This window comes from Brucella sp. GW823-FHT04E01, from assembly GCF_058796175.1.
The window spans coordinates 448,966-473,548 of the sequence record NZ_JBXAIK010000001.1 but is presented as its reverse complement, the minus strand read 5'-3'; the positions used below and the strand labels follow the sequence as shown (position 1 = coordinate 473,548).

Genomic DNA, 24,583 nt, shown 5'->3' with positions numbered 1-24,583 from the left:
GTATTAACGGCGAGGATGCCAGTTTAACCCTTTCTTCATCCACCGGGCTCGTCCGTTAAGGTTAATAATAAGTAATGGTTGCACGGCACTGAAAGACGCGCTTTGATAGGGCATCAGACGAAGCCTTTGACTTGGTTGGCGTTTTTCTGAGCTCCAGATTTAATTTCGCGAAAGATTTCTGTTCGCGTGAAGGCCGACCGGGAACCTCCGTCGGCCTTTATTTTTAACAAATTCTGCCCTATCAACATGCATCGACCAGACGCAAAAGGCTCCTTCGGTCCAATTGCGGTGCTTCGCATAAAATAGAAAGCAGCAGTTCATGAGCGTTCCCCAGCCGGAAATGAACGGCAGTAACCGCCGGTCGGGCGGTAGTGAGCCGATGTTCAATATTCCGGGCGTTGTTCTCGCTCTGATTGGCCTCTGCGCCGCAGTCTATATTTATCAGAACTACCTCATCAGCGAGCAGCAGAACTATGAATTCATGCTGAACTTCGCGCTCGTTCCGGCGCGGTTCTCGCTGGCGGACGGGTTCACCGATCCCGCCGCACTTTTTACGCTCATCAGCTATTCCTTCATGCATGGCGGCTTCGCCCATATTGCCGTCAACATGATCTGGCTTGCGGCTTTCGGTTCCCCGTTGGCCGGGCGCATCGGTACCGGACGAATGATCGTTTTCTGGATATTCACTTCGGTGATTGCCGGGTTGACCCATTATGCGATCTATCCGGACAGCGTTTCGCCACTGGTGGGCGCATCGGGCGCGATTTCGGGAATGATGGGTGCAGCGGCGCGTTACGGTTTTCGTCGCATCGGCCATGGACGCAGATCGGAATTCGCAGGCCCCGTTCTTCCGGTGGGGCTGACCCTGACGCTGAAGCCCGTCCTGACTTTTGTGGGTGTCTGGTTCCTGATCAACATTATTACCGGTCTTTACTCGACTGGCGGGGCGGACCTTTCCAGCATTGCCTGGGAAGCGCATATTGGCGGCTTCATCGCCGGCTTTTTCGGTATTTCACTGATGGACCGCCCACGCAGCTATGATGCCGTGCTGAGGCGATAGGGTTCTGCACTCTTTTGGCTTTGACAAAGCCACCTCCTCATTTGATGCCACTTGCTAATCGGACGATCGAAGCGCACCATCATGGAACGTGGTGGGAGGAGCTGCGTTCTGCTTCATATGGCGTTTGAACGCCAGAAGCAGCGAGTGCTAAATCTTGGAGGGACTTGGCATGACCGTAAGATCGATTCTCGAAACAAAGGGCAGGGATGTAGTGGTTATCGCACCTGCCGATACACTATCCCATGCTGTCGCCATGTTGAACAAATACAAGATCGGCGCTCTGGTGGTGTGCGACGAGGCCGGTCGAATCAAGGGAATCCTGTCAGAGCGCGATGTGGTGCGTGCTGTTGCCGCTCAAGAAACCAAGGCCATGAGCATGCCGGTCACCGAGGTCATGACGGCAAAAGTGCAGGTTTGTCGCGAACATCACACGATCAATCAGGTGATGGAAATCATGACACGAAGCCGATTCCGCCATATGCCGGTGGAAGAACATGGCAAGCTCGTGGGAATCATCTCGATTGGTGACGTTGTGAAGCGGCGCATCGAAGATGTTGAGCGCGAGGCGGAAGATATTCGCACCTATATCGCCACTGCCTGAGAGTATTTCCAGCGAAAGTGCGAAGCGGTTTCGCGTAGGATAATGCGTACAAACAAAGAGATAGAGCGGTTCCACGCTTCTGTTTGAGCTGGAACCGCTCCGGGTCATCGCGATTCGATATCTGTATCTCCCGGCAGGACAACCGGCCGGGAGGCATTTCATTGAAGAGTCATACTCGAATCAACGTGCGCGCAGATATCGCTCAGCAGCATAAAGCGAGATTGCAGCCGCATTCGATACGTTGAGCGACTTGATTTCGCCCGGCATGTCGAGGCGGGCAAGCGCGGTGACTGTTTCGCGCGTCTTTTGACGCAGACCTTTGCCTTCTGCACCCAGTACCAGGGCGATTCGTCCGCCGGACAAGGTGGCTTCCATTTCCTGCGGCCCTTCCGAATCAAGACCGATGGTCTGGAACCCGAGGCTGTGCAGCTCTTCAATCGCTTCGGCCAGATTGCGCACTTCGATATGAGAGATCATTTCGAGTGCACCGGAGGCGGCCTTCGCCAGAACGCCGGTTTCCTGCGGGCTGTGACGGCTTGTCGTAATCAGCGCGCCAGCACCGAAGGCGACGGCTGAACGCATGATAGCGCCGACATTGTGCGGATCCGTCACCTGATCGAGAACGAGAAGCAGCGGGCTGTCCTTCAGTTCGGACAGTTTACGGGCGCGCAGCGGTTCAGCTTCTATCATGACGCCCTGATGGACGGCCTCGGAACCCGTTTCCTTGTCGATATCGCGCGGATCAACGATTTCGACAGGGAAGGGGAGAGATTCAGCCTCTCCGATCTCAAGTCGGGCGAATCCGTTTCGCGTCGCGCGCATGCGCAATATCTTGCGTTCCGGGTTTTCCACGGCGGCGCGGACTGTATGCAGGCCATAAAGCCGTACGGTTCCCTCAGTCACGGCGCTTGCCGAAATGGAAGGACGCTGCGGTTTGCGCGGTGATTTGCCTTCGGTCACGGCCTTCTGGTCGCGATGCTGGCGGCGCAGGCGCGCATAATGAGAATCTTTTGGGGTGCGGGGCGAGTTTTGATCGGTCATGGCGTGCTTATAACTCTTTAGGTGAGCGGAAGATAGCGACTTCACCTGTGATTGCTATCAGGCTGTTCTGATTGCAAAATAATCTCTGATGGCTGGAAAATCCTGAGAAATGCGGGCGTTTGAGCCTATGGAACAGGAGCGTGGAAGAGGATCTTTCCACGACGTTGTGGACGGACATGCATTCTTTTCGCTTTTACCCTGTTGACAGGGGATAAGCTTATCGTCATAAGGCCCCTCGCGGATCGACGGCTGGCCCAACAGTCAGCCAGAAGCCCCGCGGAAATGCCTAGTCGCTCGACTCTGCTGATAGTGATATCTGGAGGGATGCCCGAGTGGTTAAAGGGGACGGACTGTAAATCCGTTGGCTATGCCTACGTTGGTTCAAATCCAACTCCCTCCACCACTGTCGGATCAGAGTTAAGAGTGCGCGGGTATAGCTCAATGGTAGAGCAGCAGCCTTCCAAGCTGAATACGCGGGTTCGATTCCCGCTACCCGCTCCAAATTTTTCAGAGCGGTTTGGCGTGTAAGGAATCATCGACGGGCGGTTCGCCGTTCCGTTTTGGCATAAATGCTGGCCCGGAAGCCAAAAGGCTTTTGTGCTGGCGCTTGAGCGGTTCTAGAACAAAGAGAACAACGGCGATGGCAAAGAGCAAATTCGAACGTACGAAGCCCCACGTTAACATCGGCACGATTGGTCACGTTGACCATGGCAAGACGTCGCTGACTGCAGCGATCACGAAGTTTTTCGGCGAGTTCAAGGCGTATGACCAGATCGACGCCGCTCCTGAAGAGCGCGCCCGCGGCATCACGATCTCGACGGCACACGTCGAGTACGAAACGCCGAACCGTCACTATGCACACGTCGACTGCCCAGGTCACGCTGACTATGTGAAGAACATGATCACCGGTGCTGCCCAGATGGACGGCGCAATTCTGGTTGTTTCGGCCGCTGACGGCCCGATGCCGCAGACCCGTGAGCACATCCTGCTCGCTCGTCAGGTTGGCGTTCCGGCAATCGTCGTGTTCCTGAACAAGTGCGACCAGGTTGACGATGCAGAACTGCTCGAACTGGTTGAACTGGAAGTACGCGAACTTCTGTCGAAGTACGACTTCCCGGGCGACGAAGTTCCGATCATCAAGGGCTCGGCTCTTGCTGCTCTGGAAGATTCTTCGAAGGAACTGGGCGAAGACGCCGTTCGTTCGCTGATGGCCGCTGTTGACGACTACATTCCGACCCCGGAACGTCCGATCGACCAGCCGTTCCTGATGCCGATCGAAGACGTGTTCTCGATCTCGGGCCGTGGTACGGTTGTGACGGGTCGCGTTGAGCGCGGTATCGTCAAGGTTGGTGAAGAAGTTGAAATCGTCGGCATCAAGGCGACGGCGAAGACGACGGTTACCGGCGTTGAAATGTTCCGCAAGCTGCTCGATCAGGGCCAGGCTGGCGACAACATCGGCGCTCTGATCCGCGGCGTTGGCCGTGAAGACGTTGAACGCGGCCAGGTTCTCTGCAAGCCGGGTTCTGTGAAGCCGCACACCAAGTTCAAGGCAGAAGCCTACATTCTGACCAAGGACGAAGGTGGCCGTCATACGCCGTTCTTCACGAACTACCGTCCGCAGTTCTACTTCCGCACGACGGACGTGACCGGTGTTGTCACGCTGCCGGAAGGCACGGAAATGGTTATGCCTGGCGACAACGTCGCTATGGACGTCACCCTGATCGTGCCGATCGCCATGGAAGAGAAGCTCCGCTTCGCTATCCGTGAAGGCGGCCGCACCGTCGGTGCAGGCATCGTCTCCTCGATCATCGAGTAATCAATTTGACTGGCGGTTACGCCGCCAGTCTGGCATTCTGCCGATCAGGCATTGCAATGCCGCATAGGGGTATAGCTCAGTTGGTAGAGCGACGGTCTCCAAAACCGTAGGTCGCGGGTTCGAGCCCTGCTGCCCCTGCCATTTTATAACGGGTGCTCATGGCTTGACTATGGGCGCCCGTTTTCTATATTATAAGTTAGGCGGCAATCTATGCCGCCTTACCTTTTCGACGGTGGCGCAGGCTTCGGCAAGGCGACGTCGTTGAAAATGATAATTCCCTGCGGGATTTGTTGGCCGGGTAGGGAAGGATCGCCGCCGCACGATTGGATGGTGCGCCGAGTGATATTCGCAAGGATCGGATTTCCGATAAGCCTGTATGGTATTCTTTTAACCTTTGGGCTTGTTTTTTTCGGGAATCGATTCTATGTAGCGTCAACAGACACGCGGCGCGTGGGGCTGAATTTTCAGCTTTGCGTGCCGTATACGCGTGACTTCAGGCTTCTGATTCGTTTCGACGGGTTGGGGTTTGGGGGTAGCGCCGGATCAATGACAGAGCGGCAGATGGCATCCAAAACGAATCCGATCACCTTTTTTCAGCAGGTTCGCGCCGAAACGGCGAAGGTGACCTGGCCTACACGGCGTGAAACGGTCATCTCCACCATTATGGTGGTGATTATGGCGTTTCTGGCTGCCGCGTTCTTTTTTCTTGCCGACCAGCTTATGGCCTATGGCGTAGAATTTATTCTCGGCCTTGGTCGATAAGTTAGGATTGGGGAGTTTTTAGATGACGGCGCGCTGGTACATCGTTCACGCCTATTCCAATTTCGAAAAGAAGGTCGCCGAGGATATCGAAGCCAAGGCGAAGCAGAAGGGTCTGTCCGAGCTGATCGAGCAGATCGTTGTGCCGACCGAGAAGATCGTTGAAGTGCGCCGCGGCCGCAAGGTTGACGCAGAGCGCAAGTTCTTCCCGGGTTACGTGCTGGTTCGTGCAACCCTCACGGATGCCGTCTTCTCGCTTATCAAGAATACCCCGAAAGTCACTGGTTTCCTTGGCGATTCCAAGCCTGTTCCGGTTTCCCAGAAGGAAGTCGACCAGATTCTGAACCAGGTTCAGGATGGTGTCGAACGTCCAAAGACTTCGGTATCCTTCGAGATTGGCGAAAACGTTCGCGTTTCCGATGGTCCGTTCGCTTCGTTCAACGGCATCGTTCAGGAAGTCGACGAAGAACGTGCGCGTCTCAAGGTTGAGGTTTCCATCTTCGGGCGCGCAACGCCTGTGGATCTGGAATACGGTCAGGTCGACAAGCTCTGATCGTTTTGCCCGCAAGGGCATTCACCCTGACCGAATTTCGGGCGGGGTGAAATGGTGGAAGGGAAGGCGGCTTAGCCGGTCGTCGAGCTCCGAACCACCGAACTGCCCGCCAGTTCAGCTGGCGTCAGTCGAGAGCCGGAACTTCCGGCATTAATCGAGAAAGCCGGATTTTCCGGCAAATTAAAAAGGCAGAAAGCAATGGCTAAGAAAATTGCAGGCCAGCTTAAGCTCCAGGTAGCGGCAGGTGCGGCCAATCCGTCGCCCCCGATCGGTCCGGCCCTGGGTCAGCGCGGCATCAACATCATGGAATTCTGCAAGGCGTTCAACGCTGCCTCGCAGGAAATGGAAAAGGGTTCGCCGATTCCAGTCGTGATCACCTATTATCAGGACAAGTCTTTCACTTTTGTGATGAAGACCCCTCCGGTGACCTACTTCCTCAAGAAGGCCGCTAACCTCAAGTCCGGTTCGAAGACCCCGGGCAAGGCGAGCGCCGGCACGATCTCCCGCGACAAGGTTCGCACGATCGCTGAAGCGAAGATGAAGGATCTGAACGCCGCTGATATTGAAGCAGCGATGCGCATGATCGAAGGTTCTGCCCGTTCGATGGGCCTGGAAGTGGTGGGCTGAGACGATGGCGAAGATTTCCAAGCGCATTAACAAGATCCGTGAAGGCGTCGATCGCAACAAGCTGTACGATCTGTCGGCTGCTATCGGCCTCGTCAAGGAACGTGCTGTCGCCAAGTTCGATGAAACCATCGAAATCGCGATGAACCTCGGCGTCGATCCGCGCCACGCTGACCAGATGGTTCGCGGCGTTGTCAACCTGCCGAATGGCACGGGCCGTACGGTTCGCGTTGCTGTTTTCGCTCGCGGCGACAAGGCTGAAGAAGCCAAGAAGGCTGGCGCCGACATCGTCGGTGCGGAAGAACTGTTCGAAATCGTCAATGGCGGCAAGATCGACTTCGATCGCTGCATTGCAACCCCGGACATGATGCCGCTCGTTGGCCGTCTTGGTAAGGTTCTCGGCCCGCGTGGCATGATGCCGAACCCGAAGGTTGGCACCGTCACCACCGACGTTGCAGCCGCTGTTGCTGCTTCCAAGGGCGGTGCAGTCGAATTCCGCGTCGAGAAGGCTGGTATCATCCATGCCGGTATCGGCAAGGTTTCCTTCGACAATGCCAAGCTCGAAGAAAACATCAAGGCTTTCGCTGACGCCGTCATCAAGGCAAAGCCGTCGGCTGCCAAGGGTGAATACGTCAAGCGCGTATCGCTTTCCTCGACCATGGGCGTTGGCGTCAAGGTCGATCCGGCAACCGTCAAGGTCGTCGCCTAAGTTTTCATGGGCTCCGGTTCGCCGGAGTCCAAGCCTTTCCGGTTGGGGAGGCGTGGCTGCCAGCCAGTCCTGTAAAGCAGGGCGAAAGGCAAAAATTCCGGATCGCAAGATCCGGATAGCCGGACGAAAGTCCGGTTATCCTGTCCGAGATTGCAGGCGGATCATCATCTTCGGATGATTGTCCTTAAACATGTGGCCTGCATGAGACGTGGAATAACCCTGTTTCGCGTGAATACGCATGCAAGGTTTGAACCGTAGTTGCCTTTGAGTGACGCCTGGCTTCCAGGATAGCTGAAGGGGACAGGATCCTCGAACGTCGGGCTGACTGTGAAGTTCGTCCGGCAAAGGCAACCGGCAGGGCCATGTGGTCCTGCCTACTGGAGAGAGACAGTGGATAGAGCGGAAAAACGCGAATTTGTCTCGTGGCTGAACGGCGCTTTTAAAGAGTCCGGTTCGGTCGTCGTGGCCCACTATACCGGTCTCACCGTTGCGCAGATGAGCGATCTTCGCTCGAAGATGCGTGATGCAGGTGGGTCCGTTAAAGTCGCGAAAAACCGCCTTGCCAAGATCGCTCTTCAGGGCACGGAATCGGAAGGCATTTCTGATCTGTTTACAGGTCAGACGGTTGTTGCTTATGCAAACGACCCGATTGCTGCTCCGAAAGTAGCCGTCGAATTCGCCAAGGCTAACGACAAGCTCGTTATCCTCGGTGGTGCAATGGGTGCAACGACGCTTAACGCCGATGGCGTCAAGTCGCTTGCTTCGCTCCCATCGCTCGACGAACTGCGCGCAAAGCTGGTTGGAATGATCCAGACCCCGGCTCAGCGTCTCGCAGTACTTACCAGCGCACCAGCGGGCCAGATCGCTCGCGTTATTGGCGCGCACGCCCGGAAGAACGAGGCGGCGTAAGGCCGTTTTTCGCTGTCAATTGTTCAAACCTTGAAACTAAGGAAATACCAAAATGGCTGATCTCGCAAAGATCGTTGACGACCTGTCGGCACTGACCGTTCTCGAAGCTGCAGAGCTTTCGAAGCTTCTCGAAGAGAAGTGGGGCGTTTCGGCTGCTGCTCCTGTTGCAGTTGCTGCTGCTGGTGGCGCTGCTCCGGCTGCTGCTGCTGAAGAAAAGACCGAATTCGACGTCGTTCTCGCTGACGGCGGCGCTAACAAGATCAACGTGATCAAGGAAGTGCGCGCAATCACCGGTCTCGGCCTCAAGGAAGCCAAGGACCTGGTCGAAGGCGCTCCTAAGGCTGTCAAGGAAGGCGCTTCGAAGGACGAAGCTGAGAAGATCAAGGCACAGCTCGAAGCTGCTGGCGCCAAGGTCGAACTCAAGTAAGTTCGGACTATTCTGGCGGATGGTTTTCCATCCGCCAGTTCCCGCCGGACTTTCCTGGTGGGTCGGATGACTGGAACCCTTTTCCTGAGTGCCGGAACGGCTTTCAGGAAACGGGTTTTAGCCCGTTAAGAGCGCCGCGTGCCGGTAACGATGCGGAAAGCAGCTCTGGAAAGTTTGCACATGATCCTTTTCGATCCATCCGATCTGAAGGGGCCGATCTGAAGGACCATGTGCTCGAAGGACCGCCGAAGGGCGGCGCATGATAAAGGCCGCAAGGCGTGAGCAAGCCGCAAGGCTATAGAACGAGGAGCGACGATGGCTCAGACCCATTCATTCAATGGTCGCAAGCGCGTACGCAAATTTTTCGGCAAGATCCCAGAGGTCGCCGAGATGCCGAACCTTATCGAGGTTCAGAAGGCATCTTACGACCAGTTCCTTATGGTTGAAGAACCATCCGGTGGGCGTTCTGACGAGGGTTTGCAGGCGGTTTTCAAGTCTGTTTTCCCAATTCAGGATTTCTCCGGCGCTTCAATGCTCGAATTCGTTCGCTACGAATTCGACGCACCAAAATTCGACGTTGACGAATGCCGTCAGCGCGATCTGACGTATTCGGCGCCACTCAAGGTGACGCTGCGTCTTATCGTGTTCGATATTGACGAAGATACCGGCGCGAAGTCGATCAAGGACATCAAGGAGCAGGATGTCTACATGGGCGATATGCCGCTCATGACCGACAACGGCACCTTCATCGTCAATGGCACAGAGCGCGTGATCGTTTCGCAGATGCACCGTTCGCCGGGCGTCTTCTTCGACCACGACAAGGGCAAGACCCATTCTTCGGGCAAGCTCCTGTTCGCCGCGCGCGTCATCCCTTACCGCGGTTCCTGGCTCGATATCGAGTTCGATTCCAAGGACATCGTCTACGCACGTATCGACCGCCGCCGCAAGCTGCCGGCCACCACGCTGCTGATGGCTCTCGGCATGGACGGCGAAGACATTCTGTCGACGTTCTACAAGACTGTCACCTATACGCGTGACGGCGACAACTGGCGCATTCCGTATTCGGCTGACCGCTTCAAGGGCATGAAGATCATCTCCGATCTCATCGATGCGGACACCGGTGAAGTCGTTCTTGAAGCCGGCAAGAAGCTGACCGCCCGTTCGGCCAAGCAGCTTGCTGAAAAGGGCCTCAAGGCCATCAAGGCGACGGAAGACGATCTGTTCGGTTCGTATCTTGCGGAAGATGTCGTCAATTACGCAACCGGCGAGATTTATCTCGAAGCTGGTGACGAAATCGACGAGAAGGTCCTCAAGACTCTGATCGACACCGGCGAGACGGAAATCAACGTCCTCGACATCGATCATATCAACATCGGTGGCTACATCCGCAACACGCTGGCTGTCGACAAGAACGAAAGCCGTCAGGAAGCCCTGTTCGACATCTATCGCGTCATGCGTCCGGGCGAACCGCCTACGATGGATTCCGCCGAAGCGATGTTCAACTCGCTGTTCTTCGACGCTGAGCGCTACGACCTTTCGGCCGTTGGTCGCGTCAAGATGAACATGCGTCTGGATCTCGACGCGGAAGACACCGTGCGCGTTCTGCGCAAGGAAGACATCCTGGCCGTGGTCAAGATGCTGGTGGAACTGCGCGACGGTCGCGGCGAAATCGACGACATCGACAATCTCGGCAACCGCCGTGTGCGTTCGGTCGGCGAACTGATGGAAAATCAGTATCGCGTCGGTCTGCTCCGTATGGAGCGCGCGATCAAGGAACGTATGTCCTCGATCGAAATCGACACGGTCATGCCGCAGGATCTGATCAACGCGAAGCCGGCTGCTGCAGCCGTGCGCGAGTTCTTCGGTTCCTCGCAGCTGTCGCAGTTCATGGATCAGACCAACCCGCTTTCGGAAATCACCCACAAGCGCCGTCTCTCGGCTCTTGGACCGGGCGGTCTGACCCGCGAGCGCGCTGGCTTCGAAGTCCGCGACGTGCATCCGACCCACTATGGCCGTATCTGCCCGATTGAAACGCCGGAAGGCCCGAATATCGGTCTGATCAACTCGCTTGCAACTTTTGCCCGCGTCAACAAGTACGGCTTCATCGAAAGCCCGTACCGCAAGGTTGTCGACGGCAAGGTAACGAACGACGTTGTCTATCTGTCGGCGATGGAAGAAGCCAAGCACTCGGTTGCGCAGGCTAACGTCGAGCTGGACGAGCGGGGCGGTTTCGTTGACGAATTCGTCATCTGCCGTCATGCAGGCGAAGTGATGATGGCTCCGCGTGAAAACGTGGATCTGATGGACGTGTCGCCGAAGCAGCTCGTTTCGGTTGCTGCGGCTCTCATCCCGTTCCTTGAAAACGACGACGCCAACCGCGCTCTCATGGGCTCGAACATGCAGCGTCAGGCTGTGCCGCTCGTTCGCGCTGAAGCGCCGTTCGTCGGTACGGGCATGGAAGCTGTCGTTGCGCGTGACTCCGGTGCCGCTATTGCAGCACGCCGTGGCGGTGTGGTCGATCAGGTTGACGCAACGCGTATCGTTATCCGTGCGACTGAAGATCTCGATCCGTCCAAGTCGGGCGTCGATATCTATCGCCTGATGAAGTTCCAGCGTTCGAACCAGAACACCTGCATCAATCAGCGTCCGCTCGTACGCGTTGGCGATCCCATCCAGAAGGGTGACATCATCGCTGACGGTCCGTCGACGGATCTGGGCGATCTGGCTCTCGGCCGTAACGTGCTCGTCGCGTTCATGCCGTGGAACGGCTACAACTACGAAGATTCGATCCTTCTTTCCGAGAAGATCGTTTCGGACGACGTGTTCACTTCGATCCATATCGAGGAATTCGAAGTAGCTGCCCGCGACACCAAGCTTGGACCTGAGGAAATCACTCGCGACATTCCGAACGTTTCGGAAGAAGCGCTGAAGAATCTCGACGAAGCCGGTATCGTGTACATCGGTGCCGAAGTGCATCCTGGCGACATTCTTGTCGGCAAGATCACGCCGAAGGGTGAAAGCCCGATGACGCCGGAAGAGAAGCTCCTGCGCGCCATCTTCGGTGAAAAGGCATCGGACGTCCGTGACACCTCCATGCGTATGCCGCCCGGAACCTACGGTACGGTTGTGGAAGTTCGCGTTTTCAATCGCCACGGCGTTGAAAAGGACGAACGCGCCATGGCTATCGAACGCGAGGAAATCGAGCGTCTCGCCAAGGACCGTGACGACGAACAGGCTATCCTGGATCGCAACGTCTATGGCCGTCTTGCCGACATGATCGATGGCAAGGTCGCTGCAGCGGGTCCGAAGGGCTTCAAGAAGGGCTCGACGATCACCCGTGAACTGATGACCGAATATCCGCGGTCGCAGTGGTGGCAGTTTGCTGTCGACGACGAGAAGCTCCAGGGCGAACTCGAAGCTCTGCGTGGCCAGTATGACGAATCCAAGAAGCTGCTCGAAGCACGCTTCATGGACAAGGTCGAGAAGGTACAGCGTGGCGACGAGATGCCTCCAGGCGTCATGAAGATGGTCAAGGTCTTTGTCGCTGTGAAGCGCAAGATCCAGCCAGGCGACAAGATGGCTGGCCGTCACGGCAACAAGGGTGTGGTTTCCCGCATTCTGCCAGTCGAGGACATGCCGTTCCTCGAAGACGGTACGCATGCCGACATCGTGTTGAACCCGCTTGGCGTTCCGAGCCGTATGAATGTGGGCCAGATTCTGGAAACCCACCTCGGCTGGGCATGCGCTGGCATGGGCAAGAAGATCGGTGAACTCATCGACGTTTATCGCAAGACGGCCAATATCGAGCCGCTGCGCGATACACTGGAGCACATCTATCCGGACAACGACCGCAACGAACCGGTCCGGTCTTATGACGACGATTCCGTCCTCATGCTGGCCAACCAGGTGAAGCGCGGCGTGTCGATCGCAACGCCGGTCTTCGACGGTGCGGTGGAAGCCGACATCAACGCGATGCTGACGGATGCGGGTCTTGCAACGTCTGGTCAGTCGACGCTTTACGATGGCCGTACGGGTGAGCCGTTCGACCGTCAGGTGACCATGGGCTACATCTATATGTTGAAGCTCCACCACCTGGTCGACGACAAGATCCACGCTCGTTCGATCGGACCTTACTCGCTCGTTACGCAGCAGCCTCTGGGCGGCAAGGCCCAGTTCGGTGGCCAGCGCTTCGGCGAAATGGAGGTCTGGGCTCTGGAAGCATACGGTGCGGCTTACACGCTGCAGGAAATGCTGACCGTCAAGTCGGACGACGTGGCAGGCCGTACCAAGGTCTACGAAGCGATCGTGCGCGGCGACGATACGTTCGAAGCAGGCATTCCGGAGAGCTTCAACGTTCTCGTAAAGGAAATGCGTTCGCTCGGTCTCAATGTCGAGCTGGACGATACACGCGACGAACAGCAGCAGGCCCTGCCTGACGCAGCGGAATAAAGCTCAAGGGCGCGCCACGGTATTGCCGCGGCGCGCCCGTATAATCGTTTCCAGAATATGCGGAACACGGTTCCGCACCGGAAACGAAACTACGGCAAGCCAGTTCATAACTGCGTAGTACCGCGATTTCTTTTCAGGATGGCAAGGATTTTCAGCTTGTCATCGACGACACAGGGCGACGGATCGCCCTCAAGGAGAACGGCATGAACCAAGAGGTCATGAATCTTTTCAATCCTCAGGCTCCGGCACAGACGTTCGATTCCATCAGAATCTCGATTGCCAGCCCTGAGAAGATTCTGTCCTGGTCATACGGCGAGATCAAGAAGCCGGAGACGATCAACTACCGCACGTTCAAGCCTGAACGCGATGGTCTCTTCTGCGCGCGCATCTTTGGCCCGATCAAGGACTATGAATGCTTGTGCGGCAAGTACAAGCGTATGAAATACAAGGGCATCATCTGCGAAAAGTGCGGCGTGGAAGTCACGCTCTCGCGCGTTCGTCGCGAGCGCATGGGCCACATCGAACTCGCAGCCCCGGTTGCCCACATCTGGTTCCTGAAGTCGCTGCCGAGCCGTATCGGCACGCTCCTGGACATGACGCTCAAGGATATCGAGCGCGTCCTGTACTTCGAGAACTACATTGTTACCGAACCGGGCCTGACCTCGCTGAAGGAGCATCAGCTTCTTTCGGAAGAGGAATACATGATCGCCGTCGACGAGTTCGGCGAAGATCAGTTCACGGCTCTCATTGGTGCTGAAGCTATCTACGAGCTTCTGGCTTCGATGGAACTCGAAAAGATTGCCGCCGATCTGCGCGTTGATCTTGCCGAGACCACCTCGGACCTGAAGCAGAAGAAGCTGATGAAGCGTCTGAAGATCGTCGAAAACTTCCTGGAGTCGGGAAACCGCCCGGAATGGATGATCATGAAGATCGTTCCGGTTATTCCGCCGGATCTGCGTCCGCTCGTGCCGCTGGATGGCGGTCGTTTCGCGACGTCGGATCTGAACGATCTCTATCGCCGCGTCATCAACCGTAACAACCGTCTGAAGCGCCTGATCGAACTGCGCGCACCGGGCATCATCATCCGTAACGAAAAGCGCATGCTGCAGGAAGCTGTGGACGCGCTGTTCGATAACGGCCGTCGTGGTCGCGTCATCACCGGTGCTAACAAGCGTCCGTTGAAGTCGCTGTCCGACATGCTCAAGGGCAAGCAGGGTCGCTTCCGTCAGAACCTGCTCGGCAAGCGCGTCGACTATTCCGGTCGTTCGGTCATCGTGACCGGTCCGGAACTCAAGCTGCACCAGTGCGGCCTGCCGAAGAAGATGGCGCTCGAACTGTTCAAGCCATTCATCTACGCACGTCTTGACGCCAAGGGTTACTCCTCGACCGTCAAGCAGGCGAAGAAGCTGGTTGAAAAGGAACGTCCGGAAGTCTGGGATATCCTCGACGAAGTGATCCGTGAGCATCCGGTTCTTCTGAACCGCGCGCCTACGCTGCACCGTCTTGGTATCCAGGCCTTCGAACCCACGCTGATCGAAGGCAAGGCTATCCAGCTGCATCCGCTCGTTTGTACGGCGTTCAACGCCGACTTCGACGGTGACCAGATGGCTGTTCACGTTCCGCTGTCGCTCGAAGCCCAGCTTGAAGCACGCGTGCTGATGATGTCGACCAACAACATCCTGCACCCTGCCAACGGCGCACCGATCATCGTTCCTTCGCAGGACATGGTTCTCGGCCTCTATTATCTGTCCATCGTGGCAGACAAGGAGCCGGGCGAGGGCATGATGTTCGCCGATATGGGCGAGCTGCAGCATGCGCTTGAGAACAAGGTCGTCACGCTGCACACCAAGATCAAGGGCCGTTTCAAGACGGTCGATGCCGAAGGCAAGCCTGTGTCGAAGATCTACGACACGACGCCTGGCCGCATGATCACCGGTGAGCTGCTGCCGAAGAACGTCAACGTGCCTTTCGATATCTGCAATCAGGAGATGACCAAGAAGAACATCTCCAAGATGATCGATCACGTCTACCGCCATTGCGGTCAGAAAGAGACGGTTATCTTCTGCGATCGCATCATGCAGCTCGGCTTCGCGCATGCCTGCCGTGCAGGCATTTCCTTCGGCAAGGATGACATGGTCATTCCGGATACGAAGGCGAAGATCGTTGCCGACACCGAAGCGCTTACGACCGAGTACGAACAGCAGTACAATGACGGCCTGATCACTCAGGGCGAAAAGTACAACAAGGTCGTCGACGCCTGGGGCAAGGCTACCGACAAGATCACCGAAGAGATGATGGCGCGCCTGAAGGCCGTCGAATTCGATCCGGTGACCGGTCGCCAGAAGCAGATGAACTCGGTCTACATGATGTCGCATTCGGGTGCCCGTGGTTCGGTCAACCAGATGCGTCAGCTGGGCGGCATGCGTGGCCTTATGGCCAAGCCGTCGGGTGAAATCATCGAAACCCCGATAATCTCGAACTTCAAGGAAGGCCTGACCGTTAACGAGTACTTCAACTCGACCCACGGTGCCCGTAAGGGTCTGGCAGACACCGCCTTGAAGACTGCTAACTCGGGCTACCTGACCCGTCGTCTCGTTGACGTTGCACAGGATGCGATCATTTCGGAAGTCGATTGCGGCGCCGAAATCGGTCTCACCATGCAGCCGATCGTCGATGCCGGCCAGATCGTGGCTTCGATTGGCCAGCGCGTTCTGGGCCGCACGGCTCTCGATCCGATCCTGCATCCGACCACCGGCGAAGTCATCGTCGAGGCTGGCCGCATGATCGAGGAAAAGGACGTCGAGATCATCGAGAAGGCTGCCATCCAGTCGATCCGCATCCGCTCGGCCCTGACCTGCGAAACCCGCAACGGCGTTTGCGCCAAGTGCTATGGTCGCGACCTTGCACGCGGTACTCCGGTCAACCAGGGCGAAGCTGTCGGCGTTATCGCCGCTCAGTCGATCGGCGAGCCGGGCACTCAGCTCACCATGCGTACCTTCCACCTTGGCGGTACTGCACAGGTTGTTGACAGCTCGTATCTCGAAGCTTCGTACGAAGGCACCGTCAAGCTGCGTAACCGCAATGTGGTTCGCAACTCCGATGGCAACCTCGTGGTGATGGGCCGTAACATGGCTGTGCTGATCCTCGACAATACGGGCAAGGAACGTGCGGTCCATCGCGTGACCTACGGTTCGCGTCTGTTCGTTGATGAGGCCGACACGGTTAAGCGCGGTCAGCGTATTGCCGAGTGGGATCCGTACACCCGTCCGATCATGACCGAAGTTGAAGGCTACGTTGAGTTCGAAGATCTCGTCGATGGTCTCTCGGTTTCGGAATCGGCTGACGAGTCGACCGGTATCACCAAGCGCGTCGTTATCGACTGGCGTTCTACCCCTCGCGGTTCGGACCTCAAGCCTGCCATGGTCATCAAGGACAAGGCCGGCAAGATCCTGAAACTGTCGAAGGGTGGCGATGCCCGCTTCATGCTCTCCGTGGAATCGATCCTTTCGGTCGAGCCGGGCGCGCATGTTAAGGCTGGTGACGTTATCGCCCGTCTGCCGATGGAAAGCGCCAAGACCAAGGACATCACCGGTGGTCTGCCGCGCGTTGCGGAACTGTTCGAAGCACGTCGTCCGAAGGACCATGCCGTCATCGCCGAGATCGATGGTACCGTTCGTTTCGGTCGCGACTACAAGAACAAGCGTCGCATCATCATCGAGCCGAACGACGACACGATCGAGCCGGTCGAGTACCTCATTCCGAAGGGCAAGCCGTTCCATCTTCAGGACGGTGACGTCATCGAAAAGGGTGAGTACATCCTCGACGGCAACCCGGCACCGCATGACATTCTGGCGATCAAGGGCGTCGAAGCTCTGGCTTCGTACCTCGTGAACGAAATCCAGGAAGTCTATCGTTTGCAGGGCGTTTTGATCAACGACAAGCACATCGAAGTGATTGTCCGTCAGATGCTGCAGAAGGTGGAAATCACGGAATCCGGCGATACCGGTTACATTCCGGGCGACCACGTCGACCGCATCGAGCTGGAAGAGATCAACGAACGTCTTATCGAAGAAGGCAAGAAGCCGGGTTCCGGCAATCCTGTCCTCCTCGGTATTACCAAGGCTTCGCTGCAGACGCCTTCGTTCATCTCGGCTGCGTCGTTCCAGGAGACGACCCGCGTGCTTACCGAAGCTGCGGTTGCCGGCAAGATGGACACGCTGCAGGGTCTCAAGGAAAACGTCATCGTCGGCCGTCTCATTCCGGCCGGTACTGGCGGCATGACCAACCAGATCCGTCGCATCGCAACTGCACGCGACGAGCTGATCATCGATGAGCGCCGCAAGTCTTCGGGTTCTACCGAAGCCAATGCAATGCTGGTCGATATGACCAACAACGCTGCCGAGTAAGATCGACAGATATGAAACTGAAAAAGGCCGCCTTTCGAGGCGGCCTTTTTGTATTTCGATATTTCCTGCAAAAGCGGGTGCGGCTTGATGCTGGATAAAAAAATGCCGGTCGGAACCGGCACTTTCTTCTGATGCTTATTCTTCTTCTTCGTCGTCGCCGTCGAATTCGATCAGCGCGACTTCGCCGCTGAGCGCGGTGGCCCAGGCACTCTTGTGCGGCTCTTCTTCCGGTTCTTCGGTCAGCGTGCCCATCTCGAGAAGCTCGGCTTCATGGTAGCCTTCTTCGGCAAGAATGCTGAGGACCGTCTGGACGAGATCTTCATTCTCGTCTGATTTCAAAAGCAGGTGCACTTCTACCGGAGATTCTTCACCTTCATTCCAGACGTCAGCGATGACGAGATGGACGGTTGGCGAATCGTCGCCGGCTGTTGGGGATGTGGAAGACATTGAGAAACCCTTAATATTCTGTTGCGTTTCGACTCAGATGTGCTTCAATAACCTTTACCAAGTGGCTGCGCCATGCTTGCATAGGAAAATGACGGTTTTGATCGCGAAATATTAGCGAATAGACGTCAAATGCGGCGCAATAACCTGTCCGGGCGAAGCCAAAACGCTGGTTTCGGACCGTCCATTGAAGAAACTTGAGCCGCTGCCCTTGACGAAACGTCGCTAAAGACGTATCAGCACCCCATCTGAGCCGATGTGAGACAAGCTTTTTCGGGGCGACGCGCCCTGAAGTTCATCTCAAACAGGGTTCGTTTTACGATCGAAATGCAACTTGCCGTTCGCATGAAGCGTCAGCTTCCTCTGCTTTTGTTCGGGGTGGTCACCGGTTGTCGTGACTTGTCCCGAATTCGTGCATCAGCATGGCGGTGAAACGGCCCGTATGGGCGTGGATACGAGATTTTTTATAGAGGAAGGTTGTATGCCAACCGTAAACCAGCTTATCCGCAAGCCGCGCATTGCGCCGGTAAAGCGTAATAAGGTTCCTGCACTGCAGGCAAACCCTCAGAAGCGCGGCGTTTGCACCCGCGTTTACACGACGACCCCGAAGAAGCCGAACTCGGCTCTCCGTAAGGTTGCCAAGGTTCGTCTGACGAACGGCTTCGAAGTCATTGGTTATATCCCTGGTGAAGGGCATAACCTGCAGGAGCACTCCGTCGTCATGATCCGCGGCGGTCGTGTAAAGGACTTGCCGGGTGTGCGTTACCACATCATCCGCGGTGTTCTCGATACCCAGGGTGTCAAGAACCGCAAGCAGCGCCGTTCGAAGTACGGTGCAAAGCGTCCGAAGTAAGATTTTCCGGGGATACCGGCCGCCAGAAGGCGAGCTGAGCCCGATGTAATTGAAAGAAGAGACGAAATGTCCAGACGCCATAAGGCTGAGAAGCGTGAGATCAATCCGGATCCGAAGTTCGGCGATCTCGTTATCACGAAGTTCATGAATGCAGTCATGCTTCATGGCAAGAAGTCGGTTGCTGAAAGCATCGTTTACGGTGCGCTCGATGTAATCGAAGCCAAGGCCAAGTCCGAGCCGGTCGCGCTGTTCCATCAGGCGCTCGACAATGTAGCTCCGCACATCGAAGTCCGTTCGCGCCGCGTTGGTGGTGCAACCTATCAGGTTCCGGTTGATGTGCGTCCAGAACGCCGCCAGGCACTTGCCATCCGTTGGCTCATCAATGCTGCTCGTGGCCGTAACGAGACGACGATGATCGATCGTCTTTCCGGTGAGCTGCTTGACGCTGCTAACAACCGTGGTTCTGCTGTGAAGAAGCGTGAAGACACGCACCGCATGGCTGAAGCCAACCGCGCCTTCTCGCATTACCGCTGGTAATCGTCGAAACCTATTCAAAGAGCGACTATCATGGCCCGCGAATATAAAATCGAAGACTACCGCAATTTCGGTATCATGGCTCACATCGACGCCGGTAAGACGACGATGACCGAGCGCATTCTGTTCTATACCGGTAAGAACCATAAGATCGGCGAAACCCACGATGGTGCGTCGACCATGGACTGGATGGAGCAGGAGCAGGAACGCGGTATCACCATCACGTCCGCTGCCACGACCACGTTCTGGCAGGGTCAGGATGGCAAGAAGCGCCGCTTCAACATCATCGACACGCCGGGCCACGTTGACTTCACGATTGAAGTTGAACGTTCGCTCCGCGTTCTCGACGGCGCAATTGCACTGCTCGACGCCAACGCTGGCGTTGAGCCTCAGACCGAAACCGTGTGGCGTCAGGCTGAAAAGTACCACGTCCCGCGTATGGTCTTCGTCAACAAGATGGACAAGATCGGTGCCGATTTCTACCGTTGCGTAGAAATGGTCGGTTCGCGTCTTGGCGCAGTAGCACTTCCGGTTCAGCTGCCGATCGGCGCTGAAAACGAGTTCGAAGGCGTCATCGACCTGATCGAAATGAAGGCGCTGACCTGGGATGGCACGATCGGCGCAGCTGCGACCGTTGGTGAAATTCCTGAGCATCTCAAGGATCAGGCTGAAGAATACCGCGAAAAGCTCATCGAGCTGGCTGTGGAAATCGACGAAGCTGCCATGGAAGCTTACCTCGAAGGCACGATGCCTACGAACGAACAGCTCCGTGCGCTGATCCGTAAGGGCACCATCGAGGTCAAGTTCCACCCGATCCTTTGCGGTACCGCGTTCAAGAACCGTGGCGTTCAGCCGCTTCTGGACGCTGTTGTGGAATTCCTTCCGGCTCCGACCGACGTGCCAGCGATCAAGGGCATCGACGTCAAGACGGAAACCGAAACCACCCGTGAATCTTCGGATGAAGCACCGCTTTCGATGCTCGCATTCAAGATCATGAACGACCCGTTCGTTGGTTCGCTGACCTTCGCTCGTATCTACTCGGGCAAGCTGACCAAGGGCGTTTCGCTCGAAAACACCGTCAAGGGCAAGCGTGAGCGTATCGGCCGTATGTTGCAGATGCACTCCAACAGCCGTGAAGACATCGAAGAAGCCTTTGCAGGCGACATCGTTGCTCTGGCTGGCCTCAAGGAAACCACCACTGGCGATACGCTCTGCGATCCGCTGAAGCCGGTTATCCTCGAGCGCATGGAATTCCCGGATCCGGTTATCGAAATCGCTATCGAGCCGAAGACCAAGGCCGACCAGGAAAAGATGGGCATTGCGCTCAATCGTCTGGCTGCCGAAGATCCTTCTTTCCGCGTCAAGTCGGACGAAGAATCCGGTCAGACCATCATCGCCGGCATGGGCGAACTTCACCTCGACATTCTCGTCGATCGCATGAAGCGCGAATTCAAGGTTGAAGCCAACGTCGGTGCCCCGCAGGTTGCTTACCGTGAATCGATCACCCGTCAGGCTGAAATCGATTACACCCACAAGAAGCAGTCGGGTGGTTCGGGTCAGTTCGCTCGCGTTAAGATCATCTTCGAACCGCATGATGGCGACGATTTCATCTTCGAATCGAAGATCGTCGGCGGCTCGGTTCCGAAGGAATACATTCCGGGCGTCCAGAAGGGTATCGAAAGCGTCATGGGTGCAGGCCCGCTGGCTGGCTTCCCGATGCTCGGCGTGAAGGCCACCCTGATCGACGGCGCATACCATGACGTTGACTCGTCTGTTCTCGCCTTCGAAATCGCATCCCGTGCAGCGTTCCGTGAAGGTGCGCAGAAGGCAGGCGCTCAGCTCCTCGAGCCGATCATGAAGGTCGAGGTTGTCACGCCGGAAGATTACGTTGGTGACGTTATCGGCGATCTGAACTCGCGTCGCGGTCAGATTTCCGGCACCGAAGCCCGCGGCATCGCCACGGTCGTCAATGCAAATGTTCCACTCGCCAACATGTTTGGTTACGTGAACAACCTGCGTTCGATGTCCCAGGGCCGTGCACAGTACACGATGCAGTTCGACCATTATGAGCCGGTTCCGACGGCGGTCGCACAGGAAATCCAGAAGAAGTTTGCGTGACCTAAGGGTCACGCTCCCAATTAAAAGAATGCCTGAGCAGGCTAAATTTACGGAGAGCTCAAATGGCAAAGAGTAAGTTTGAACGTACGAAGCCCCACGTTAACATCGGCACGATTGGTCACGTTGACCATGGCAAGACGTCGCTGACTGCAGCGATCACGAAGTTTTTCGGCGAGTTCAAGGCGTATGACCAGATCGACGCCGCTCCTGAAGAGCGCGCCCGCGGCATCACGATCTCGACGGCACACGTCGAGTACGAAACGCCGAACCGTCACTATGCACACGTCGACTGCCCAGGTCACGCTGACTATGTGAAGAACATGATCACCGGTGCTGCCCAGATGGACGGCGCAATTCTGGTTGTTTCGGCCGCTGACGGCCCGATGCCGCAGACCCGTGAGCACATCCTGCTCGCTCGTCAGGTTGGCGTTCCGGCAATCGTCGTGTTCCTGAACAAGTGCGACCAGGTTGACGATGCAGAACTGCTCGAACTGGTTGAACTGGAAGTACGCGAACTTCTGTCGAAGTACGACTTCCCGGGCGACGAAGTTCCGATCATCAAGGGCTCGGCTCTTGCTGCTCTGGAAGATTCTTCGAAGGAACTGGGCGAAGACGCCGTTCGTTCGCTGATGGCCGCTGTTGACGACTACATTCCGACCCCGGAACGTCCGATCGACCAGCCGTTCCTGATGCCGATCGAAGACGTGTTCTCGATCTCGGGCCGTGGTACGGTTGTGACGGGTCGCGTTGAGCGCGGTATCGTCAAGGTTGGTGAAGAAGTTGAAATCGTCGGCATCAAGGCGACGGCGAAGACGACGGTTACCGGCGTTGAAATGTTCCGCAAGCTGCTCGATCAGGGCCAGGCTGGCGACAACATCGGCGCTCTGATCCGCGGCGTTGGCCGTGAAGACGTTGAACGCGGCCAGGTTCTCTGCAAGCCGGGTTCTGTGAAGCCGCACACCAAGTTCAAGGCAGAAGCCTACATTCTGACCAAGGACGAAGGTGGCCGTCATACGCCGTTCTTCACGAACTACCGTCCGCAGTTCTACTTCCGCACGACGGACGTGACCGGTGTTGTCACGCTGCCGGAAGGCACGGAAATGGTTATGCCTGGCGACAACGTCGCTATGGACGTCACCCTGATCGTGCCGATCGCCATGGAAGAGAAGCTCCGCTTCGCTATCCGTGAAGGCGGCCGCACCGTCGGTGCAGGCATCGTCTCCTCGATCATCGAGTAATGAAGGTTTGTGCAGGAACGCTCGCTTTGGAGCGAGCGTTCCCGCGTAACAAGGAACAGATGAAATGAACGGTCAAAACATCCGCATTCGCCTCAAGGCGTTTGATCATCGGATCCTTGACGCTTCGACGCGGGAAATCGTGTCGACTGCCAAGCGTACCGGTGCAAATGTGCGCGGACCGATCCCGCTTCCTACGCGGATCGAGAAGTTCACGGTTAACCGGTCGCCGCACATCGACAAGAAGAGCCGCGAGCAGTTCGAGATGCGCACGCACAAGCGTCTTCTCGATATCGTTGACCCGACCCCGCAGACGGTGGACGCGCTGATGAAGCTCGATCTGTCCGCCGGTGTCGATGTCGAGATCAAGCTTTAATCGGCTTGAGGACGGAAGGAACGAACCCGATGCGTTCAGGTGTTATTGCACAGAAGCTGGGCATGACCCGCGTCTATAACGACGCCGGCGAGCATGTGCCGGTGACGGTTCTCCGCATGGAGAATTGCCACGTGGTAGCTCAGCGTACAGTTGAAAAGAATGGTTACACGGCTGTTCAGCTTGGCGTTGGACTTGCCAAGGTAAAGAACACGTCCAAGGCTATGCGCGGTCATTTCGCGAAGGCCGAGGTCGAGCCAAAGGCGAAGGTCGCGGAATTCCGCGTTTCGCCGGACAACCTCCTCGAAGTCGGCGCTGAAATCACCGCCGAACACTTCGTCGCTGGCCAGAAGGTCGATGTGACGGGTACTTCGATTGGTAAGGGCTTTGCTGGTGTTATGAAGCGTCATAACTTCGCCGGTCATCGCGCTTCCCATGGTAACTCCATTACCCACCGCGCTCACGGCTCGACCGGTCAGCGTCAGGACCCGGGTAAGGTGTTCAAGGGCAAGAAGATGGCTGGTCACATGGGCCAGACCCGCGTAACCACGCAGAATATTGAAGTTGTCTCGACGGACAGCGATCGCGGCCTCATTCTGGTTCGCGGTGCGGTTCCTGGCTCCAAGGGCGCCTGGATCATCGTGCGCGATGCGGTAAAGGTCTCGCTGCCTGAGAACGCGCCGAAGCCGGCCGCTCTGCGTGCAGGTGCCGCGAAGGCTGAAGCTGTCGCGACTGAGGGAGCCGAATAATGGATCTCACGATTACCACTCTTGAAGGCAAGGATGCCGGCAAGGTCAAGCTGAACGAAGAAATCTTCGGCCTCGACCCGCGTGACGACATTCTTCAGCGCGTTGTGCGCTGGCAGCTGGCTCGCCGCCAGCAGGGCTCCCATAAGGCTCAGGGCCGTGGCGACGTAAGCCGCACCGGCGCAAAGATGTACAAGCAGAAGGGTACGGGTCGCGCTCGTCACCATTCGGCTCGCGCTCCGCAGTTCCGCGGTGGTGGTCAGGCTCACGGACCGGTTGTCCGTTCGCACGATCACGATCTGCCGAAGAAGGTTCGCGCTCTTGGCCTGCGTCATGCCCTGTCTGCAAAGGCAAAGGCATCTGACCTGATCATCATCGATGATCTGGCTGCAACGGAAGCCAAGACGAAGCAGCTTGTTTCGCAGTTCGCCAAGCTCGGTCTTGAAAATGCACTCGTCATCGGCGGTGCAGAGATCGACGTGAACTTCCAGCGCGCGGCTTCGAACATCCCGAACATCGACGTTCTGCCGGTGCAGGGCATCAATGTTTACGACATCCTTCGCCGCGGCAAGCTCGTTCTTTCCAAGGCGGCTGTCGAAGCCCTCGAGGAGCGTTTCAAATGACTGATCTTCGCCATTACGACGTGATCGTCAGCCCGGTTATCACCGAGAAGTCCACCATGGTTTCCGAACACAACCAGGTTGTCTTCAACGTAGCCCGCAAGGCAACGAAGCCGGAAATCAAGGCTGCAGTCGAAGCGCTGTTCGGCGTCAAGGTTACCGCAGTCAACACTGCAGTGCGCAAGGGTAAGGTTAAGCGGTTCCGCGGCCTTATCGGGCGCCAGAGCGACGTCAAGAAAGCGATCGTTACTTTGGCCGAAGGCCAGAGCATCGACGTTTCGACCGGTCTCTGAGAGGCCATGGAGT

Annotated in this window: 21 protein-coding genes and 3 tRNA genes; 22 read left to right on the top strand and 2 right to left on the bottom strand. The window is 56.8% G+C overall.

What is annotated here, in order from left to right:
- The first annotated feature begins 319 nt into the window (after positions 1 to 319).
- Positions 320 to 1,060, top strand: coding sequence for a rhomboid family intramembrane serine protease (locus AC1RHM_RS02465; protein WP_010659898.1), 741 nt, complete (start codon positions 320 to 322; stop codon positions 1,058 to 1,060).
- Between the two features lie 169 nt (positions 1,061 to 1,229).
- Positions 1,230 to 1,661: a CBS domain-containing protein gene (locus AC1RHM_RS02460; protein ID WP_010659899.1), complete on the top strand. Its 432-nt coding sequence runs from the start codon at positions 1,230 to 1,232 to the stop codon at positions 1,659 to 1,661.
- 180 nt (positions 1,662 to 1,841) lie between these two features.
- Here AC1RHM_RS02460 and rlmB read toward each other — a convergent pair whose 3' ends face one another.
- The gene (gene rlmB, locus AC1RHM_RS02455) at positions 1,842 to 2,702 is read right to left on the bottom strand and encodes a 23S rRNA (guanosine(2251)-2'-O)-methyltransferase RlmB (protein WP_010659900.1); all 861 of its coding nucleotides are present in this window, start codon (positions 2,700 to 2,702) and stop codon (positions 1,842 to 1,844) included.
- Positions 2,703 to 3,020: 318 nt separating this feature from the next.
- On the opposite strand from rlmB, the gene AC1RHM_RS02450 reads away from it, so the two are divergent.
- The 12 genes from AC1RHM_RS02450 to rpoC all read left to right on the top strand — a co-directional run bounded on the left by AC1RHM_RS02450 (position 3,021) and on the right by rpoC (position 17,354).
- Positions 3,021 to 3,105: transfer RNA gene (locus tag AC1RHM_RS02450), tRNA-Tyr, on the top strand.
- A gap of 24 nt (positions 3,106 to 3,129) precedes the next feature.
- Positions 3,130 to 3,203: transfer RNA gene (locus AC1RHM_RS02445), tRNA-Gly, on the top strand.
- A 139-nt stretch (positions 3,204 to 3,342) separates the two neighbouring features.
- Complete coding sequence (tuf, locus tag AC1RHM_RS02440; RefSeq protein ID WP_012091906.1) at positions 3,343 to 4,518, top strand: elongation factor Tu; 1,176 nt, start codon at positions 3,343 to 3,345, stop codon at positions 4,516 to 4,518.
- A 65-nt stretch (positions 4,519 to 4,583) separates the two neighbouring features.
- Positions 4,584 to 4,659 (top strand) — tRNA-Trp (locus AC1RHM_RS02435).
- 420 nt (positions 4,660 to 5,079) lie between these two features.
- Complete coding sequence (secE, locus tag AC1RHM_RS02430; protein WP_002964376.1) at positions 5,080 to 5,280, top strand: preprotein translocase subunit SecE; 201 nt, start codon at positions 5,080 to 5,082, stop codon at positions 5,278 to 5,280.
- Positions 5,281 to 5,302: 22 nt separating this feature from the next.
- The gene (gene nusG, locus AC1RHM_RS02425; protein WP_006467043.1) at positions 5,303 to 5,830 is read left to right on the top strand and encodes a transcription termination/antitermination protein NusG; all 528 of its coding nucleotides are present in this window, start codon (positions 5,303 to 5,305) and stop codon (positions 5,828 to 5,830) included.
- Positions 5,831 to 6,028: 198 nt separating this feature from the next.
- On the top strand, positions 6,029 to 6,457 hold the full coding sequence (gene rplK / locus AC1RHM_RS02420; RefSeq protein WP_010659903.1) for a 50S ribosomal protein L11: 429 nt from the start codon (positions 6,029 to 6,031) through the stop codon (positions 6,455 to 6,457).
- Positions 6,458 to 6,461: 4 nt separating this feature from the next.
- On the top strand, positions 6,462 to 7,163 hold the full coding sequence (gene rplA / locus AC1RHM_RS02415) for a 50S ribosomal protein L1 (RefSeq protein ID WP_010659904.1): 702 nt from the start codon (positions 6,462 to 6,464) through the stop codon (positions 7,161 to 7,163).
- A 390-nt stretch (positions 7,164 to 7,553) separates the two neighbouring features.
- Positions 7,554 to 8,072 carry a 50S ribosomal protein L10 gene (rplJ, locus tag AC1RHM_RS02410; protein ID WP_010659905.1) on the top strand — a complete coding sequence of 173 codons (519 nt, stop codon included), beginning with the start codon at positions 7,554 to 7,556 and terminating at the stop codon, positions 8,070 to 8,072.
- Between the two features lie 52 nt (positions 8,073 to 8,124).
- Positions 8,125 to 8,499, top strand: a complete 375-nt coding sequence (gene rplL / locus AC1RHM_RS02405) for a 50S ribosomal protein L7/L12 (RefSeq protein WP_010659906.1) — start codon at positions 8,125 to 8,127, stop codon at positions 8,497 to 8,499.
- A 315-nt stretch (positions 8,500 to 8,814) separates the two neighbouring features.
- A complete protein-coding gene (rpoB, locus tag AC1RHM_RS02400; protein WP_010659907.1) occupies positions 8,815 to 12,948 on the top strand; it encodes a DNA-directed RNA polymerase subunit beta in 4,134 nt (1,377 codons plus the stop codon).
- Between the two features lie 203 nt (positions 12,949 to 13,151).
- The gene (gene rpoC, locus AC1RHM_RS02395; protein ID WP_012091907.1) at positions 13,152 to 17,354 is read left to right on the top strand and encodes a DNA-directed RNA polymerase subunit beta'; all 4,203 of its coding nucleotides are present in this window, start codon (positions 13,152 to 13,154) and stop codon (positions 17,352 to 17,354) included.
- Positions 17,355 to 17,489: 135 nt separating this feature from the next.
- Here rpoC and AC1RHM_RS02390 read toward each other — a convergent pair whose 3' ends face one another.
- A complete protein-coding gene (locus AC1RHM_RS02390) occupies positions 17,490 to 17,801 on the bottom strand; it encodes a hypothetical protein (RefSeq protein ID WP_010659909.1) in 312 nt (103 codons plus the stop codon).
- Positions 17,802 to 18,279: 478 nt separating this feature from the next.
- On the opposite strand from AC1RHM_RS02390, the gene rpsL reads away from it, so the two are divergent.
- The 8 genes from rpsL (at position 18,280) to AC1RHM_RS02350 (ending at position 24,570) form a co-directional block, all read left to right on the top strand.
- Positions 18,280 to 18,651: a 30S ribosomal protein S12 gene (rpsL, locus tag AC1RHM_RS02385; protein ID WP_006471111.1), complete on the top strand. Its 372-nt coding sequence runs from the start codon at positions 18,280 to 18,282 to the stop codon at positions 18,649 to 18,651.
- Positions 18,652 to 18,717: 66 nt separating this feature from the next.
- Positions 18,718 to 19,188: a 30S ribosomal protein S7 gene (gene rpsG / locus AC1RHM_RS02380; RefSeq protein WP_010659910.1), complete on the top strand. Its 471-nt coding sequence runs from the start codon at positions 18,718 to 18,720 to the stop codon at positions 19,186 to 19,188.
- Between the two features lie 30 nt (positions 19,189 to 19,218).
- Complete coding sequence (fusA, locus tag AC1RHM_RS02375) at positions 19,219 to 21,303, top strand: elongation factor G (protein WP_010659911.1); 2,085 nt, start codon at positions 19,219 to 19,221, stop codon at positions 21,301 to 21,303.
- Positions 21,304 to 21,365: 62 nt separating this feature from the next.
- A complete protein-coding gene (gene tuf / locus AC1RHM_RS02370; RefSeq protein ID WP_012091906.1) occupies positions 21,366 to 22,541 on the top strand; it encodes an elongation factor Tu in 1,176 nt (391 codons plus the stop codon).
- Between the two features lie 64 nt (positions 22,542 to 22,605).
- Positions 22,606 to 22,914 carry a 30S ribosomal protein S10 gene (rpsJ, locus tag AC1RHM_RS02365; protein WP_002964363.1) on the top strand — a complete coding sequence of 103 codons (309 nt, stop codon included), beginning with the start codon at positions 22,606 to 22,608 and terminating at the stop codon, positions 22,912 to 22,914.
- 29 nt (positions 22,915 to 22,943) lie between these two features.
- Positions 22,944 to 23,660 carry a 50S ribosomal protein L3 gene (gene rplC / locus AC1RHM_RS02360; RefSeq protein ID WP_012091910.1) on the top strand — a complete coding sequence of 239 codons (717 nt, stop codon included), beginning with the start codon at positions 22,944 to 22,946 and terminating at the stop codon, positions 23,658 to 23,660.
- Positions 23,660 to 24,280 carry a 50S ribosomal protein L4 gene (rplD, locus tag AC1RHM_RS02355; RefSeq protein WP_010659915.1) on the top strand — a complete coding sequence of 207 codons (621 nt, stop codon included), beginning with the start codon at positions 23,660 to 23,662 and terminating at the stop codon, positions 24,278 to 24,280. The genes rplC and rplD overlap by 1 nt, the downstream gene beginning before the upstream one ends.
- Positions 24,277 to 24,570 (top strand): 50S ribosomal protein L23, encoded by a 294-nt coding sequence (locus tag AC1RHM_RS02350; RefSeq protein WP_006467028.1) that lies wholly within the window; start codon positions 24,277 to 24,279, stop codon positions 24,568 to 24,570. Before rplD ends, AC1RHM_RS02350 begins: the two co-directional genes overlap by 4 nt.
- The last annotated feature ends 13 nt before the right edge of the window (positions 24,571 to 24,583 follow it).

What these genes read in the sequence shown, in the direction of transcription:
- AC1RHM_RS02465 (WP_010659898.1), top strand. Translation starts at nt 320, where the DNA reads ATGAGCGTTCCCCAGCCGGAAATGAACGGCAGTAACCGCCGGTCGGGC.
- AC1RHM_RS02460 (WP_010659899.1), top strand. Translation starts at nt 1,230, where the DNA reads ATGACCGTAAGATCGATTCTCGAAACAAAGGGCAGGGATGTAGTGGTT.
- rlmB (WP_010659900.1), bottom strand. Translation starts at nt 2,702, where the DNA reads ATGACCGATCAAAACTCGCCCCGCACCCCAAAAGATTCTCATTATGCG.
- tuf (WP_012091906.1), top strand. Translation starts at nt 3,343, where the DNA reads ATGGCAAAGAGCAAATTCGAACGTACGAAGCCCCACGTTAACATCGGC.
- secE (WP_002964376.1), top strand. Translation starts at nt 5,080, where the DNA reads ATGGCATCCAAAACGAATCCGATCACCTTTTTTCAGCAGGTTCGCGCC.
- nusG (WP_006467043.1), top strand. Translation starts at nt 5,303, where the DNA reads ATGACGGCGCGCTGGTACATCGTTCACGCCTATTCCAATTTCGAAAAG.
- rplK (WP_010659903.1), top strand. Translation starts at nt 6,029, where the DNA reads ATGGCTAAGAAAATTGCAGGCCAGCTTAAGCTCCAGGTAGCGGCAGGT.
- rplA (WP_010659904.1), top strand. Translation starts at nt 6,462, where the DNA reads ATGGCGAAGATTTCCAAGCGCATTAACAAGATCCGTGAAGGCGTCGAT.
- rplL (WP_010659906.1), top strand. Translation starts at nt 8,125, where the DNA reads ATGGCTGATCTCGCAAAGATCGTTGACGACCTGTCGGCACTGACCGTT.
- rpoB (WP_010659907.1), top strand. Translation starts at nt 8,815, where the DNA reads ATGGCTCAGACCCATTCATTCAATGGTCGCAAGCGCGTACGCAAATTT.
- rpoC (WP_012091907.1), top strand. Translation starts at nt 13,152, where the DNA reads ATGAACCAAGAGGTCATGAATCTTTTCAATCCTCAGGCTCCGGCACAG.
- AC1RHM_RS02390 (WP_010659909.1), bottom strand. Translation starts at nt 17,801, where the DNA reads ATGTCTTCCACATCCCCAACAGCCGGCGACGATTCGCCAACCGTCCAT.
- rpsL (WP_006471111.1), top strand. Translation starts at nt 18,280, where the DNA reads ATGCCAACCGTAAACCAGCTTATCCGCAAGCCGCGCATTGCGCCGGTA.
- rpsG (WP_010659910.1), top strand. Translation starts at nt 18,718, where the DNA reads ATGTCCAGACGCCATAAGGCTGAGAAGCGTGAGATCAATCCGGATCCG.
- fusA (WP_010659911.1), top strand. Translation starts at nt 19,219, where the DNA reads ATGGCCCGCGAATATAAAATCGAAGACTACCGCAATTTCGGTATCATG.
- tuf (WP_012091906.1), top strand. Translation starts at nt 21,366, where the DNA reads ATGGCAAAGAGTAAGTTTGAACGTACGAAGCCCCACGTTAACATCGGC.
- rpsJ (WP_002964363.1), top strand. Translation starts at nt 22,606, where the DNA reads ATGAACGGTCAAAACATCCGCATTCGCCTCAAGGCGTTTGATCATCGG.
- rplC (WP_012091910.1), top strand. Translation starts at nt 22,944, where the DNA reads ATGCGTTCAGGTGTTATTGCACAGAAGCTGGGCATGACCCGCGTCTAT.
- rplD (WP_010659915.1), top strand. Translation starts at nt 23,660, where the DNA reads ATGGATCTCACGATTACCACTCTTGAAGGCAAGGATGCCGGCAAGGTC.
- AC1RHM_RS02350 (WP_006467028.1), top strand. Translation starts at nt 24,277, where the DNA reads ATGACTGATCTTCGCCATTACGACGTGATCGTCAGCCCGGTTATCACC.